Below are 14,156 nucleotides of genomic sequence, written 5' to 3'. Positions count from 1 at the left end.
GATGAAGCAGACGAAACGGCTCGTCGCGATGGTGGTGGCGCTGCTGCTTGTGGGCAGTGCGGCCTGCACTGGCGGCGACGGTGACGACGGCGGTTCGCGGGACGGCAGGGTCACCCTCCGCTTCCAGTCCCTCGCCTGGCAGGAGGAGTCCGTCGACGTCAACAAGGAGCTGGTGGAGGAGTGGAACGCCACCCATCCGGACGTCAAGGTCGAGTACGTACAAGGGACTTGGGAGAGCGTCCACGACCAGTTGCTCACCTCCTTCGAGGGCGGTGAGGCGCCGGACATCATCCATGACGCCTCGGACGACCTCGCGGACTTCGCGTACGGCGGGTATCTCGCGGATCTGCGTGACCTGCTGCCGGGGCGGCTCAAGTCCGATATTCCGCAGCGGAGTTGGGAGACCGTGACCTTCGGGGACGGGGTCTACGGTGTGCCGTTCCTCCAGGAGCCGCGTGTTCTGATCGCCAACGCCAAGTGGCTGCGGGAGTCGGGCGTACGGATTCCCACGCCTGAGAAGCCGTGGAGCTGGGACGAGTTCAGGGCGATCACCGATGAACTCGGGGGTGAGGAGGGGAAATATGGTGTGGCCTGGCCGCTGAAAGAGCCCGTGTCGGCCACGCTCAACCTGTCGCTTTCGACCGGTGGTCAGTTGTTCCACCGGGGTGCGGACGGCAAGGTGCGGATCCGGTTCGGGGCGGGTGACGAGGTGGTGCCCCGGACCATTCACGACCAGGTCAACACCGATGGCAGTGCGTCGAGTTCGACGCTCGGCAGTGGTGGGTCCGACACGCTGCCCGGCTTCTTCGGCGGCAAGTACGCGATGGTTCCGCTCGGGTTCTCCTACCGGCAGCAGATCGTGCAGCAGGCGCCGAAGGGCTTCGACTGGCAGGTGCTGCCCGCGCCTGCCGGTGCGGATGGGCTCACTCAGGGGGTGAGTCCGCAGACGCTGTCCGTCGCGCAGGACAGTCCGCACAAGAAGGAGGCCGCCGCGTTCATCGACTTCCTGCTCCAGCCCCCGAACATGGTGCGGCTCGCGCTCGGTGACTGGATGCTGCCGACCGGGACGGCGGCCCTCCGGGATCCGGCGCTGCGGGTGGAGGAGGACGGCTGGGCGATCGGGGCGGGGCTTGCGCGGTATCTGCGGTCGGCGCCGGCTCAGGCCGTGCGGGGGTATCCGGAGTGGAAGGACAAGGTGGCGACGCCTGCGTTTCAGGAGTACTACAGCGGGGCTATTGGGCTTGGGGAGTTGCGTGAGCGGTTGGTGGGGGACGGGAATCTTGTGCTCGCGCGGTATCAGAGGTGACGGTTCGCTGCCGCGGGCCTTGGGGATGCGGGTGGTTCGTTGGGTGCCGGCCGGTGGGGGCTGGTCGCGCAGTTCCCCGCGCCTCTAAAAGAATGCGCAGTTCCCCGCGCCCCTAAAGATTGCGCCGGGGCGAAAATCGGTTGGCTGGGGTCGGTCCGGGCGGCTAGCGTGTCGGGGGTGGGTATCAATGCGATTTTTTCTTCCGGTTTTGGCCGGGGCTGTGCGTACTCCATTCGGATGCGTCGCGCCCCCGGTGCCCTGACCGGACCGGGGAGCTGCGCTCGCTGACGGCAATCGCCGCAGGGGCGCCCCCTCTCACGTACGCCTCGAAGCAGGTGCGCGGCTGACGCGTGCCCGCCTGTGCGCGTCCTTTTCTTCCCTTCCGGTCGGGGCCTTCGTCTGCCCGTTTTCGTCCACGGAAGACAAGGACCGCAGGCCATGGCCCGCCCCACCCACGTTTCGCGCGCGCTCTCGCAGAACTTCCTCGCCGACCGCGCCACCGCAGACCGCTTCGCCCGGCTCGCCGTACCGAGGCCGCAGTACCCGCCTCTGGTACTCGAAGTGGGCGCGGGCAAAGGCGCGTTGACCGAGGTGCTCGCGCCCCGCTGCCGGGAGCTGCTCGCCTACGAGATCGACCCACGGCTCGTGCCCGCCCTACGCGACCGTTTCTCCGGGACCCCTCAAGTGCGGGTGATCGGCGGCGACTTCCTCGCCGCGCGGCCACCGGGCGGCCCCTTCTCCGTCGCCGGGAACGTGCCTTTCTCGCGTACCGCGGACGTCGTCGACTGGTGCCTGCACGCCCCCGGCCTGGTGGACGCCACGCTCCTCACCCAGCTCGAATACGCCCGCAAACGCACCGGGGACTACGGGAGTTGGACCCTGCTCACCGTCCGCACCTGGCCGCGCTTCGAGTGGCGGTTCCTCGGGCGGGTCACCAGGGCGAGGTTCCGGCCCGTGCCCCGGGTCGACGCCGGAATCGTACGTATCGAGCGACGCCGTACCCCGCTGCTCGACCGGGCCTCGTACGACGACTGGCGGCACCTGGTCGAGCTGGGCTTCTCGGGGGTGGGCGGCTCGCTGCACGCCTCGTTGCGCCGGGCCCGTCCGAGGCGCCGGGTGGATGCCGCGTTCAGGGCCGCGCGTCTCGATCCTCGTGCGCTCGTCGGGGAGGTGCCGCCCGAGCAGTGGCTGCGGCTCCACGACGTACTGGCGTCGCGGTGAGTCGCGTACGAGAGATGGCCGCAATTGAGTTGTACGAGACGTCTCGTCTCGTTTATGGTCGGCTCATGACCACCCCACGCCCCGCCCATATCGCCATGTTCTCCATCGCCGCCCACGGGCACGTGAACCCGAGCCTTGAGGTGATCCGGGAGCTCGTCGCCCGCGGGCACCGGGTCACGTACGCGATTCCGCCCGCCTTCGCCGAGAAGGTCGCGGAGACGGGTGCCGAGCCGAAGCTCTGGAATTCGACGCTGCCGTCCCCCGACGACGACCCCTCGGCATGGGGGACCACGCTGCTGGACAACGTGGAGCCCTTCCTTGCCGACGCGATCCAGGCGCTTCCGCAGCTCATCGAGGCGTACGAGGGTGGCGAGGGTGACGAGCCGGACCTCGTGCTGCACGACATCACCTCGTACCCGGCCTGTGTCCTCGCGCACCGCTGGGGCGTCCCGGCCGTCTCGCTCTCGCCGAACCTCGTCGCCTGGGAGGGGTATGAGGAGGAGGTCGCCGAGCCCATGTGGGCGGAGCCGAAGCAGACCGAGCGGGGCAGGGCGTACTACGCGCGCTTCCAGGCGTGGCTGGACGAGAACGGGGTCGCCCAGGACCCCGACTCGTTCGGCGGCTACCCTGCCCGCTCCATCGTCCTGATCCCGAAGGCCCTCCAGCCGAACGCCGACCGGGTCGACGAGTTGGTGTACACCTTCGTCGGCGCCTGTCAGGGCGACCGTGCCGCCCAAGGGGAGTGGCGGCGGCCCGCCGACGCCGAGCGGGTCCTCCTCGTGTCCCTGGGCTCCTCGTTCACCAAGCAGCCCGCGTTCTACCGCGAGTGCGTCGAGGCGTTCGGTGATCTGCCCGGCTGGCACATGGTGCTGCAGGTCGGCAAGCACGTCGATCCCGCCGAACTCGGCGAGATCCCGGGGAACGTCGAAGTGCGGGACTGGGTACCGCAGTTGGCGATCCTCAAGCAGGCCGACGCCTTCATCACGCACGCGGGAGCCGGCGGCAGCCAGGAAGGACTGGCCACCGCCACGCCGATGGTCTGCGTGCCCCAGGCCGTCGACCAGTTCGGCAACGCCGACATGCTTCAGGCGCTCGGCGTCGCCCGGCACCTGCCGATGGAGGAGGCGACGGCCGAGACCCTGCGCGAGGCCGTGCTCACCCTCACCGGCGACCCGGACGTCGCGCGACGGCTCAAGGAGATCCAGGCGGGAATGGCGTCCGAGGGAGGCACGGCACGCGCGGCGGATCTGATCGAGGCGGAAATCCCCAAGAGTGCCAAGGGCGCATGACCGAAGCTTTACCGAGTCCCGAAGGGGTGTGATCGCGTTACCGTCAGCGAAATCGAGTGACCGTCCGCGAACCGGCGTGACCGTCCGCGAACTCGGAATTCCCACGGGTCACGGTTGTACGCCAACGGTGAAGCCATGGCGCCCGTTGGATAACGGGACGGTCATTCGGTAACGCTCGGATAACGCCGCATCTGCCCGATCAGGGCATCGACCGGGTTATGGGGTTGGACGGCTACCCCCTGGCAAAGGTTGCACAGGTCTCTTCTTGTTCCTTGTATGAACACCTTCCTAGCTTGAGGTGAACTCACTACGAACGCTGGGAAGTTGATCAATGCGCCGAGACATACCGCCCCTCGCCGAGGTGCGTCGCATCACCGAGAAGAAGCGTGACGCGTGGTGGACCGTGCTGCTCGTCGATCCGGTGGCCACGCCGTTGGTGAGGCTCACCGCGATGCGTACGAGGATCACGCCGAACCAGATCACCTGGGGGGCGTTCCTGCTCGGCCTGGTCTCGGCGGCCTGCTTCGCCTTCGGCGACTGGCGGTGGCTGATCGCCGGCGCCCTCGTCTACCACCTGAGCTTCATCCTCGACTGCATGGACGGGAAGGTGGCCCGGCTGACCGGCCAGGGCTCCGTCTTCGGGGCCTGGCTGGACTTCGTCTTCGACCGCATCCGGGTGGCGGTGTGCGGGATCGCGCTGATGGCCGGGCAGTACGACCGCACCGGCGACACGATCTACATCTGGCTGGCCCTCGCGGTCGTCGGCCTCGACACGCTGCGGTACATCAACTCCCTGGAGATCTTCAAGATCCGCTACAACATGCGCAAGCAGATCAAGGCGCGGGTACGGGAAGCCCGCCGCGCGGAGAACTCCGCCGAGGTCGCCTTCATGGAAGACCTGTTGCGCAACAACCCCTCGGCGGACATCGAACACGACATCCGCAAGACGTCGACCCTGTCCGGAGCAGTCTCCGAACCGGGCTCCGAACTGGGCGCCGGGCCGAACTCCGAGCCGGGCTCCGAAGCAGGCTCCGAAGCGATAGCCGAACCGCGCTCCGAACCGGGTTCGGAAGAAGCCACCGACGTTCCCCAGAAGCCCCAGGGCCAGGTCATCGACCTCCAGCAGGAGTTCCGCCACCGCTTCCCGGTCTATCTCCGGATGCGGTCCTTCCTCCTGCGCCACCGGATTCGTACGCACCTGGTGAGCGGTATCGAATTCCAGATGGGCGTCTTCATCGTCGGCCCGCTCCTCGACGCGGTCATCGAGGCGACCCTGGTCTCCGGCGCCCTGCTTCTCGTCTTCGAACTCGCCATCATCTACAAGCTGTTGCTCTCCACCCGCGACTTCACCCGCACCATCGACTCCTTCGAGCGGGACGAGGTGGCCGCGGCCTCGGGGGACTCGTCGTGGCTGAGGTCCGGCAGGCGGTTCAGCCACTTCGGGAAGTACCAGTTGCGTTCGCCGAGGAGGGCCATGACCGCAGGGAGCAGTACACCGCGGATGATCGTCGCGTCGATGAGGACCGCTGCCGCGAGGCCCACGCCCATCTGCTTCATGGACTGCATGGACAGCGTGCCGAAGATCGCGAAGACGGCGACCATGATGACGGCGGCACTGGTGATGACACCGGCCGTCGTGACCACCCCGTGCTGGATGGCGTCCCGGGTCGTCAGCCCCCGCATCCGCGCTTCACGGATACGCGAGACGACGAACACGTGGTAGTCCATCGACAGCCCGAAGAGGATCACGAAGAGGAACAGCGGCAACCAGGTGACGATGGCGCCCACGCCCTCCGCGCCCACCAGGGACGCGCCCCAGCCGTGCTGGAAGACGGCGACCAGGATGCCGTAGGCCGCCCCCACCGAGAGGAGGTTGAGGACGATCGAGGTGATCGCGATCGTCAGCGAGCGGAACGACAGGAGCATCAGCAGGAAGGCGAAGACCACGACGAACGCGAACACCGGCGCCACCGCGCTGACGAGCTGGTCGTTGAAGTCCTTCGAACCCGCCACCTGACCGGTCACCGGCGCCTCGACGCCGTCGACCTTGCCGAACGTCGCCGGACGGACCTCGTCGCGGATGATCTCCAGGCTCTTCTCGGCCTTGTCGAGGTTCGATCCGCCCACCAGCGGTACGTACACGAAGGCGATGTTCTCCGCATCGTGCACCTGGACCTCGACCGGACCGCGCGAGGCACCCGAACTGACCGCCTGCTCACGGAAGTCGGCGATCGCGGACTTCACCTCGGCGGAGTTGATGTCGGCGGCCTTGACGACCACCTCGGCCGGGTCGGAACCACCCGGGAAGGCCTCGTTCACCCGCTCGTACGTCGCCACGATCGGCAGCGAGTCGCCGAACTCCTGGTCCAGTGTGAGGTTCTGGGTCTTCATGCCGAGTGCAGGGGCCGCGATGGCCAGCAGCGCACCGGCCGCGACGACCAGTGAGATCGCCGGCTTGGCCAGCACCACCCGCAGGACGCTCGTCCAGAACCGGCTTCCATTGTCGCCCGAACGGCCGTTGCTCGAACGGCCGTTGCCCGAAGTGCCGTTGCCGGAACCGCCGTTGCTCTTGCGCCGCTTGTCCGGGTGCAGGAACGGGATGCGCCCCTTCTCGACCCGCGTACCGAGCAGTGAGAGGACCGCGGGCAGCACCGTCACCGAGCCGACCATGGCGACCGCCACGACCATCAGAGAGGCCAGACCCATCGCCTTGAAGGTGGCGATTCCGGTGAACAGCATGCCTGCCATCGCCACGCACACCGTGACACCGGAGACGATGATGGCGCGACCGCTGGTCGCCGCGGCGATCCGCAGCGCGGTCTCGGGGTCCCGGCCCGCCGCGCGCTCCTCGCGCTCACGCCGCAGATAGAACAGGCAGTAGTCGACGCCGACCGCCAGGCCCACGAGCAGCATCACGGAGCTCGATGTGTCGTCCATCGGCTGGATGTGGCTGACGAGCATCATCAGGCCCATCGTGGCCACGATCGCGGTGATCGCGAGCAGGACCGGCACCAGGGCCGCCACCAGCGCGCCGAACGCGACCAGCAGGATGCCGAGGGCCACGGGGACGGCGGAGTACTCGGCCTGCTTGAAGTCGTTGCCGAACGCGTCGTCGAACGTCTTGTTCATGCTGGCGCCGCCGATCTCCTCGATCAGCACCGACCCATGATCCTTCTGCACCCCCTCGACGGCCTTCAGCACGGGCTCCACCCGTTCGCCGGCCGTCTCCGCCTCGCCGCGCATGTCGAACTGCACGAGGGCGCTGCGGCCGTCCTTGGAGATCGTGTCCGTGTCGTACGGCGAGGTCACGTCGGTCACCTTGCCGGTGCCCTCGACCGCCTTCATCACGGCGTCGACGGCGGCGCGGAACTCGGTGCTCGTCGCCTTGACGCCCGCGTCCCTGCCCTGGACGAGCACGGTCTCCCCGGCCGGCTCGTCGATCCCCGCTTCCTCCGCGATGGCCGCGGCCCGGCCGGTCTCGCCGCTGAGCTGGTCGCTGTCCTTGAGTTCGACCGTGCCCGCCGCAGAGCCGAGCCCCATCGCCAGGACGACGAACAGCAGCCAGATCCCGACGGCCGCCCAGCGGTGCCGGGCACTCCAGCCGCCGGCCCGGGCAGCTATGCCCCGTACCCGCGTGTCTCTGTTACCCATGACGGGCTTGCCCCCTCGTCCTCGGTGCCGGCCCCCTGCCCGCACCTTCTGTTTCGAAGGTATGGGGCGGATAAGAACCTCTCGTCGTGCTCCCCGGTGAGGTGCGGGGGGCTCGAGTCCTCCCCTCGGACCCCGTGACCTCAGCACTGAGGAGGATGAAAGCCCCTTACATGTAAAGCGGCACCTCGGGGATCGTGATCAGGGTGTCCGGTCTGTGCCTGGTCGTTCCTCGGCCTGTGCCCGTCCTGTCCCCGTCCTGTCCTCGGTCCGTCCCTCCGCCGGGTCCGATCTGCCGGGGAAGATCCTCTTTGGTGTTACGAAAGCTTGTTGAACAAGTCACAGCTGTGTGCGGGGGTTGAACTGAGCGCGCCCATCGGCCAGGGTTCTGAGCCGACCGGCCGGTAACTTCAGGTGTCCGGCCGCCCGGAAACCGCGGCCGTCGTGCCCACCCCCACGGGGCACGGCGGCCGCTTTATGGTGTGCGGATGACTCTGGGCATGACGACGTACGCGGCACTGCTGCGCGGGATCAACGTGGGCGGCAGCAGGAAGGTGCCGATGGCCGAGCTGCGCACCCTCATGGAGGGCCTCGGGTACGACGGCGTCCGTACGTATCTCCAGAGCGGGAACGCCGTCTTCTCCAGCGACCACGGCGACGAGGACACACTCGCCGCGGAGCTGTCGGGGGCGATGGAGAAGCGCTTCGGCTTCACCGTCGACGTCCTGGTGCGGGACCACGCCTATCTGCGGGCCGTCCTCGACGCCTGTCCGTTCCCGGCCGCCGACCTTGAGGCCAAGCAACTGCACGCCACCTACTTCTCCGAGCCGGTCGACGCCGAGCGCTTCGCGTCCATCGACCAACAGGCCTTCCTGCCCGAGGAGTTCCGCCTCGGCGACCGAGTCCTCTACCTGTACGCGCCCGACGGCCTCGGCCGCTCCAAGCTGGCGGAGAGCCTGTCGAAGCCCCGGATGACGAAGGGCATCATCGCCACCTCCCGGAACTGGAACACCGTCACCAAACTCGCGGAGCTGACCAGTGGCTGACCACGGCCCCGCCGTCGAGGCGGCCATCGAGGGCGAACTGCGCCTCCTCGACCCGGAGATCCGCCGCTCACCCGAACTCCTCGGCGCGCTGCTGCACCCCGACTTCCACGAGTTCGGCGTCTCCGGGCGGCACTGGGACCGGGCCTCGACCATCGACGCACTGGTCGGGGCGAAGGAGCCGGGCACCGGCCCGGGCATCACCTCCCGGGTGACCGGCGTCGAGCTGGCCCCCGACCTGGTCCACCTCACCTTCGACACGGAGTACAACGGCCGTCACGCGCACCGCAGTTCGCTGTGGCGGCGTACGGGGGAGGAGTGGCTGCTGTACTTCCACCAGGGAACGCCGTTCAGCCCCGAAGGCCCTCGGGAAGCCTGACCTGCCGGACACCGAGGTAGGTCGTGTGCGAGGTGATCTCCGCCGGGACGGTGAGGCGGGGGTCCGCGCACAGCCGCCGGATCTCCTCGGGCGACACGGCCTCCGTGGCCGTCGCCGCGGCCACCACGTCGAGCAGCGCGAGATCGTCCCCGTTCACCTCCGGCTCGTCCTTCGCCGCGAGCCCCCACGCGTCCCACGGCAGCACCTCGACCCCGCCGAGGGCCGCGAGATCCCGTACGACGTTGCAGCGCACGAACCACAGGCCTTGCAGGGTGCCCGTGGGGAGGGGGATCCCGAAGGCGTCGGGATCCGCGTCGCCCGCCCGGCACGACTGCCAGGCGGCTCCGGCGACGAGGAACCGGTCCCGCGGGACGTCCAGCGGATCGAAGGGCACGTCGTGCGCCCCGTCGGCCACCTGGGCGTCCGCGAGCCGCCAACTGCCGTCCGGCAGACGGTATTCGGTGACCCAGTGGTCCCCGTGGGTCACCGGGGAGGAGCCGTCCTCGAAGTACGTGGCGAAGCCGCACCGGACGCGTGCGGCGATGCCCGTCGCCCTCAGGAACGCGCACATCAGCAGCGCGAAGTCCCGGCACGTACCGGCGAACCGCTCGCCCAGCTCCCGGTGTTCGATGAGCGGCGCCTGCGAACGCTCGCGCAGGATCCGCAGGATCTCGCTCACGTACCGGGCCTCGGCGTCCTCGTGACGGCGCTCCTCGGGAATCGCATACCCGAAGTGTCCGCCCTCCTCCCGGTGGATTATCAAGTTCCGTACGAGGGCCGCGAGTTCGCGCGGGTCGGCGGGCAGATCGGCCGGTACGGGTCCGGGGTCGCTGTACGGGCTCTGCTTGAGGTGGAAGTCGTAGGAGTCCATGCCCCGGAGCCTGGAGTCTGCCCCAGGGGCAAGGTCAAGCGCGGCGGGGCGAGGTCGGGCGAGGTCAACCGATGGCGTCGAGGCGGGACATGTCCTCCTCGCCGAGCCGTACGGCGACGGCGTCGAGGTTCTCCTCCAGATGCGCGAGGGAGCCCGTGCCGGGGGTCGGGCAGAGCATGGGTGAGCGGTGCAGCAGCCAGGCCAGGGCGATCCGCCCGGGCGACACTCCGTGCGCGGCGGCGATGTCCGCGGACACCCTGTGTGCGGCGGCGCCGTCCGCGCACGCCCGGTCCGTGGTCAACGAGCCGTTGCCCAGCGGGAACCAGGGCAGGAAGGCGATGCCGTGCGCCTCGCACAGCTTCAGCAGCGGCTCCGAGGCGCGGTCGGTGAGGTTGTACCGGTTCTGCACGGACGCGATGTCCGTCAACTCCCGTGCGGCGTCGAGCTGTTCGGCCGTCACCGAGTCGAGCCCGATGTGCCGGATCTTGCCCTCCCTGCGCAACTCGTCGAGCGCGCCCAGCTGTTCGGCCAGCGGTACGTCCGGGTCCAGCCGGTGCAACTGGTACAGGTCGATCGTGTCGAGTCGCAGCCGCCGCAGACTCGCCTCGCACATCGCCCGCAGCCGCTCGGGCCGCCCCTCGATGTGCCAGGCGTCCGGGCCGGTGCGTACGACACCGCCCTTCGTGGCGATCACCAGGCCGTCCGGATACGGGTACAGCGCCTCGGCGACGAGCTCCTCGGCGATCGACGGGCCGTAGTTGTCCGCCGTGTCGATCAGCGTGACCCCGCGCTCGACTGCCTGCCGCAGAACGGCCACCGAGTCCCCGGCCTCACCACGCGGCCCCCAGTAGCCGGGACCCGTCAACTGGGCGGTGCCGTAACCGAGTCGGCGGACGGGCAGCTGTCCGGCGAGCTCGAAGATTTCCGGAATCATTGATGGAGCGTACACACGCCTGTGGCAGGGTCGGACACATGCGCTACATCATCATCGGAGCAGGGGCTGTGGGCGGGGCCATCGGCGGTCGCCTCGCCGAGTCGGGACACGACGTTGTGCTGGTCGCCCGGGGCGCGCAGTACGAGGCGCTGCGCGAGCGGGGGCTGCGCCTGGTGACGCCCGACGGGCCGCACACCCATCGGCCGCCCGTCGTCGACGGGCCGCACGCGCTCGGCGAACTGGGCGCCGACGACGTGCTCGTACTCGCCGTCAAGACGCAGGACAGCGAGGCGGCGCTGGAGGCGTGGGGGCCTGTGCCCGTGGCGGGCGGTGGCACGGCGGCCGAGCGGCTGCCGTTGGTCTGCGCGCAGAACGGCGTGGAGAGCCAGCGGCTCGCACTGCGCCGATTCCGGCGGGTGTACGGGGTGTGCGTGTGGCTGCCCGCGACGTTCGTCGAGCCGGGGGTCGTGTCCGCCGCCGGAACGCCGCTCACCGGGATCCTGCATCTCGGGCGCTATCCGCACGGCACGGACGAGACGGTACGGAGCATCGCCGCCGACCTGTCCGCGTCCCGCTTCGAGGCGCCGGTCGTGGCCGATGTGGCGCGCTGGCAGTACGCCAAGCTCCTGGGCAACCTCGCCAACTCGATCGAGGCGGTCAGCGGCGTGCTCACCAGCGAGGAGGGCATCGCGCTCTACGGCCGCGTGCGTGCCGAGGGCGAGGCCGTGCTCGCGGCGGCGGGCATCCCGTACGCCTCCGAGGAGGAGCAGAAGGAGGCTCGCGCCGACAAGATCCGCTTCGAGCCCTTCGACGGGTCCGAGCGGGGCGCGGGGTCGTCGTGGCAGTCGCTGAACCGTGGCACGGGGACGATCGAGGCGGACTATCTCAACGGCGAGATCGTGCTGCTGGGTCGGCTGCACGGCGTACCGACGCCACTCAACGACCTGCTGCGACGGCTCGCCAACGACTTCGCTCGCGAGCGACGGGCGGCCGGCTCCATGCCGGTGGACGAGCTCGTACGGCTGGCCGGTGACGCTGTCGCGTTTGTTCAAGAGGGTGCGGGGCCGCGTCCCTAGCGTGGGACGCATGGACAAGAACGCGAACACGAAGGCGGGCAAGAGCCCGGATCAGGAGAGCGCGAACGCGCCGTACACGCTGGAGAGCCTGTACCCGTCCATGGTCGAATGCGCCGCCGAGGCCGCCCGTGTCGCGCGCGGGGTCACCGCGGAGCAGCTCGCCGGGACGACCCACTGCGCGGGCTGGGACGTCCGGACTCTGGTCAACCACTGGGTGCTCTACACCTCTCACGGCCTGGAGCACCGGGCGCTGCGCAAGCCGCTGCCCGAGTCGCTGACCGACCGGGACTTCGCCGCCGAGCCCGGCTGGGCCTCGGCGTACGCCGCCCAGCTGGACCGGGCGGTCGCCGTGTGGGCGGATCCGGTGGTGTGGGAGGGAGAGGTGGACCTGGGCATGGGATCCGTGGCTGCTCCCGAGCTGGCCTCGATGATCGTGAAGGAGACGGCGGTGCACGGCTGGGACGTCGCTACGGCGACCGGCCAGGAGTACCGCATCTCCGACGCGGCGGCCCACATCATCCTGGACGTCGTCGTCACCCACGGCGACCTCTACCGCCAGTACGACGGCTTCGCTCCTGCGGTCCCGGTGCCATCCGATTCCCCCACCTTCACCCAAGCCATCGCCTTGAGCGGCCGCGACCCGCGTCTGTCCCGGGCGGCCTCGTGAACGAACCCTTTTTCCCGCCCCCGCCGCGATGGGCCGTTCGACGACGCCGCGTAGCTGGGGGGCAGTAGTCACCGAGGTGGCGTCGTCTGCCGGGCCGTAGTTCAGGCGGCAACCAGTGAGGCGTGCATCCGGCTGACGGCACGCAGGACCTCGTCCCGGTTCTTCGCTCGCTTGATCCATGCCGGAAGGCGGGACACCAAGGTCATCTTCTGTCCGGTGTCGTACCAGGGCGCTCGTTCTCGCAGCGACGCTTGGACGAAACGGCGGATCAGGTCGAGGTGCTCGAGGTTGTACGCCCACAACCACCCATGTCGGCTCTCAACCTGGAGCCACAGCGGCATACCGAAGTATGGATCCGTCGCGGGTTGAGCTGTGCCGCGGGAGAGAGCGACAAGGCGGCCGCTCCACACTCGTGACAGTCCGCAGCCACGGCAGACCAGACGGCGCGGCTTGAACAGGATCCGACCTCCGGGATCGGAGTCTTCAGGCGCTGGAACGACCCGAGCAGCCTTCGCGCAACTGGGACAGCGCACAATGTTCGAGCCGATGAAGTCGTACTCGGAGCTGCGCGGATCCCGGAACCGACCGGAGAGCAAGGCCATGCGCCGAGTATGCAACTGCCCAGCAGATCAGCGCATCCCGATTCGACTGCTCAGGCTCGCCGGCACCCTGCCACGCCCGCGCCAGAACGGTAGGACAAGCTCAGGGGCGCGGGGAACTGCGCGCCCAGCCACGTCCGACCCGCACCTGACAACACACCCCACGGGGTCTGGGGCGGAGCCCCAGAAGGATGGGACGGGTAGGGGCGGCGGGGGCGAGGGAAAGCCCAGGTCAGGCGCCGATCGCCGTCAAGGCCGGGGTCCGGGCCATGTCGTAGCGCTGCAGGAGTACGCGGGCCACCTCCGGGGACGCGCCGAGGACGTCGGCCAGGACGTCCGCCTCGGTTGCGCCACGGGCGATCCGGTCCGGGAGGAAGCCGGGGGCCAGGACGTACGGGGCGACGACCACGCGCTCGCACCCGAGGGCGCGCAACTCCCGTACCGCATCCTCCGTACGAGGCAACGACGCGGAGGCGAACGCAGGTCGCACGGCGCACCAACCGGTCCGCCGCCACTCCCGCGCGATTTCTGCGATCACTGCGATCGCCTCCGGGTCCGTGGACCCCGCCGAGGCCAGTACGACTCCGGTCGAGGACTTGTCGGCGGGGGACAACCCCGCCTCGTACAACCGCCGTTCGAGCGCGGCGGTCAACAGTGGCGACGGGCCGAGCACCTCGGCCTGCCGGATCCTCAGCCGCGCCGGAGCCTCGCTCAGCACCGCCGGGATGTCCGACTTCGCATGGAAGGCCCGGGTCAGGAGGAGGGGGAGCGCCACTACGTCGCGTACGCCCTCCGCCGCCAGTGACTCCAACACCCCTGAGACGGAGGGGATGTTGAAGTCCAGGAAGCCGGTCTCCACGCGCACGCCCGGCCGCAGGTCCCGTACGCGTCGTACCAGGGCGTGCACGGTCGCGGCATGGCGCGGGTCGCGGCTGCCGTGGGCGATGACGAGAAGTACCGGTCGGGACATGGGAGTTCAGCTCTTCACGAGGAGACCGCGGCTGCGCAGTACCCACCGCTCCAGCGGACTGAAGATGAGCAGGTCGATGGCGATTCCGACGATCAGGATGAGGAGGATGGCGAGGAAGACCATGGACATGCTGTTGGCGGTGCGGCCGTTTTC

The 14,156-nt window shown here is 69.2% G+C and carries 12 protein-coding genes and 2 pseudogenes; 8 read left to right on the top strand and 6 right to left on the bottom strand.

Features of this window, described 5'->3' with window-relative positions:
* The first annotated feature begins 1 nt into the window (after window position 1).
* The 4 genes and pseudogenes from ACIBEI_RS39460 to ACIBEI_RS39445 all read left to right on the top strand — a co-directional run.
* Window positions 2–1,306: an ABC transporter substrate-binding protein gene (locus ACIBEI_RS39460; RefSeq protein ID WP_398895448.1), complete on the top strand. Its 1,305-nt coding sequence runs from the start codon at window positions 2–4 to the stop codon at window positions 1,304–1,306.
* Between the two features lie 438 nt (window positions 1,307–1,744).
* Window positions 1,745–2,527, top strand: a complete 783-nt coding sequence (erm, locus tag ACIBEI_RS39455) for an ErmE/ErmH/ErmO/ErmR family 23S rRNA (adenine(2058)-N(6))-methyltransferase (protein ID WP_398895447.1) — start codon at window positions 1,745–1,747, stop codon at window positions 2,525–2,527.
* A gap of 14 nt (window positions 2,528–2,541) precedes the next feature.
* A complete protein-coding gene (gene mgt / locus ACIBEI_RS39450) occupies window positions 2,542–3,816 on the top strand; it encodes a macrolide-inactivating glycosyltransferase (protein WP_398895446.1) in 1,275 nt (424 codons plus the stop codon).
* A 331-nt stretch (window positions 3,817–4,147) separates the two neighbouring features.
* Window positions 4,148–5,212: pseudogene (locus ACIBEI_RS39445) on the top strand (CDP-alcohol phosphatidyltransferase family protein); the annotation flags it as partial.
* Here the strand turns inward: ACIBEI_RS39445 and ACIBEI_RS39440 are convergent.
* Window positions 5,134–7,467 (bottom strand): MMPL family transporter, encoded by a 2,334-nt coding sequence (locus ACIBEI_RS39440; protein ID WP_398895444.1) that lies wholly within the window; start codon window positions 7,465–7,467, stop codon window positions 5,134–5,136. The pseudogene ACIBEI_RS39445 and the gene ACIBEI_RS39440 overlap by 79 nt on opposite strands.
* Window positions 7,468–7,964: 497 nt before the next feature.
* Between ACIBEI_RS39440 and ACIBEI_RS39435 the strand changes: the two genes are divergently transcribed.
* Both ACIBEI_RS39435 and ACIBEI_RS39430 read left to right on the top strand, forming a co-directional pair.
* Complete coding sequence (locus ACIBEI_RS39435; protein ID WP_398895593.1) at window positions 7,965–8,510, top strand: DUF1697 domain-containing protein; 546 nt, start codon at window positions 7,965–7,967, stop codon at window positions 8,508–8,510.
* The gene (locus ACIBEI_RS39430; RefSeq protein ID WP_398895442.1) at window positions 8,503–8,886 is read left to right on the top strand and encodes a DUF4440 domain-containing protein; all 384 of its coding nucleotides are present in this window, start codon (window positions 8,503–8,505) and stop codon (window positions 8,884–8,886) included. Before ACIBEI_RS39435 ends, ACIBEI_RS39430 begins: the two co-directional genes overlap by 8 nt.
* Here ACIBEI_RS39430 and ACIBEI_RS39425 read toward each other — a convergent pair.
* Window positions 8,858–9,757: a transglutaminase-like domain-containing protein gene (locus ACIBEI_RS39425; RefSeq protein WP_398895440.1), complete on the bottom strand. Its 900-nt coding sequence runs from the start codon at window positions 9,755–9,757 to the stop codon at window positions 8,858–8,860. The two genes, ACIBEI_RS39430 and ACIBEI_RS39425, sit on opposite strands and share 29 nt — an antisense overlap.
* 64 nt (window positions 9,758–9,821) lie before the next feature.
* On the bottom strand, window positions 9,822–10,691 hold the full coding sequence (locus tag ACIBEI_RS39420) for an aldo/keto reductase (protein WP_398895439.1): 870 nt from the start codon (window positions 10,689–10,691) through the stop codon (window positions 9,822–9,824).
* 38 nt (window positions 10,692–10,729) lie between these two features.
* Between ACIBEI_RS39420 and ACIBEI_RS39415 the strand changes: the two genes are divergently transcribed.
* Together ACIBEI_RS39415 and ACIBEI_RS39410 are read left to right on the top strand one after the other, a co-directional pair.
* The gene (locus ACIBEI_RS39415; RefSeq protein ID WP_398895438.1) at window positions 10,730–11,767 is read left to right on the top strand and encodes a ketopantoate reductase family protein; all 1,038 of its coding nucleotides are present in this window, start codon (window positions 10,730–10,732) and stop codon (window positions 11,765–11,767) included.
* 100 nt (window positions 11,768–11,867) lie between these two features.
* A complete protein-coding gene (locus tag ACIBEI_RS39410; protein WP_398895592.1) occupies window positions 11,868–12,434 on the top strand; it encodes a TIGR03086 family metal-binding protein in 567 nt (188 codons plus the stop codon).
* A gap of 101 nt (window positions 12,435–12,535) precedes the next feature.
* Here ACIBEI_RS39410 and ACIBEI_RS39405 read toward each other — a convergent pair whose 3' ends face one another.
* The 3 genes and pseudogenes from ACIBEI_RS39405 to ACIBEI_RS39395 all read right to left on the bottom strand — a co-directional run.
* Window positions 12,536–13,036, bottom strand: a complete 501-nt coding sequence (locus tag ACIBEI_RS39405) for a hypothetical protein (RefSeq protein ID WP_398895436.1) — start codon at window positions 13,034–13,036, stop codon at window positions 12,536–12,538.
* 229 nt (window positions 13,037–13,265) lie between these two features.
* On the bottom strand, window positions 13,266–14,003 hold the full coding sequence (locus tag ACIBEI_RS39400) for a sirohydrochlorin chelatase (protein ID WP_398895434.1): 738 nt from the start codon (window positions 14,001–14,003) through the stop codon (window positions 13,266–13,268).
* Window positions 14,004–14,009: 6 nt separating this feature from the next.
* Window positions 14,010–14,156, bottom strand: a pseudogene (locus ACIBEI_RS39395) (ABC transporter permease); the annotation flags it as partial.

Origin of the sequence: Streptomyces sp. NPDC050988, assembly GCF_044456225.1 — a bacterium.
GTDB lineage: Bacteria > Actinomycetota > Actinomycetes > Streptomycetales > Streptomycetaceae > Streptomyces.
Note: the sequence above shows the minus strand (reverse complement) of the source record. Positions and strands in the feature narration are given on the sequence as shown.

Coding starts and splice junctions, on each gene's coding strand:
- mgt (WP_398895446.1), top strand. CDS start 2,542: ATGGCCGCAATTGAGTTGTACGAGACGTCTCGTCTCGTTTATGGTCGG.
- ACIBEI_RS39415 (WP_398895438.1), top strand. CDS start 10,730: ATGCGCTACATCATCATCGGAGCAGGGGCTGTGGGCGGGGCCATCGGC.
- erm (WP_398895447.1), top strand. CDS start 1,745: ATGGCCCGCCCCACCCACGTTTCGCGCGCGCTCTCGCAGAACTTCCTC.
- ACIBEI_RS39435 (WP_398895593.1), top strand. CDS start 7,965: ATGACGACGTACGCGGCACTGCTGCGCGGGATCAACGTGGGCGGCAGC.
- ACIBEI_RS39410 (WP_398895592.1), top strand. CDS start 11,868: ATGGTCGAATGCGCCGCCGAGGCCGCCCGTGTCGCGCGCGGGGTCACC.
- ACIBEI_RS39425 (WP_398895440.1), bottom strand. CDS start 9,757: ATGGACTCCTACGACTTCCACCTCAAGCAGAGCCCGTACAGCGACCCC.
- ACIBEI_RS39400 (WP_398895434.1), bottom strand. CDS start 14,003: ATGTCCCGACCGGTACTTCTCGTCATCGCCCACGGCAGCCGCGACCCG.
- ACIBEI_RS39440 (WP_398895444.1), bottom strand. CDS start 7,467: ATGGGTAACAGAGACACGCGGGTACGGGGCATAGCTGCCCGGGCCGGC.
- ACIBEI_RS39420 (WP_398895439.1), bottom strand. CDS start 10,691: ATGATTCCGGAAATCTTCGAGCTCGCCGGACAGCTGCCCGTCCGCCGA.
- ACIBEI_RS39460 (WP_398895448.1), top strand. CDS start 2: ATGAAGCAGACGAAACGGCTCGTCGCGATGGTGGTGGCGCTGCTGCTT.
- ACIBEI_RS39405 (WP_398895436.1), bottom strand. CDS start 13,036: ATGGCCTTGCTCTCCGGTCGGTTCCGGGATCCGCGCAGCTCCGAGTAC.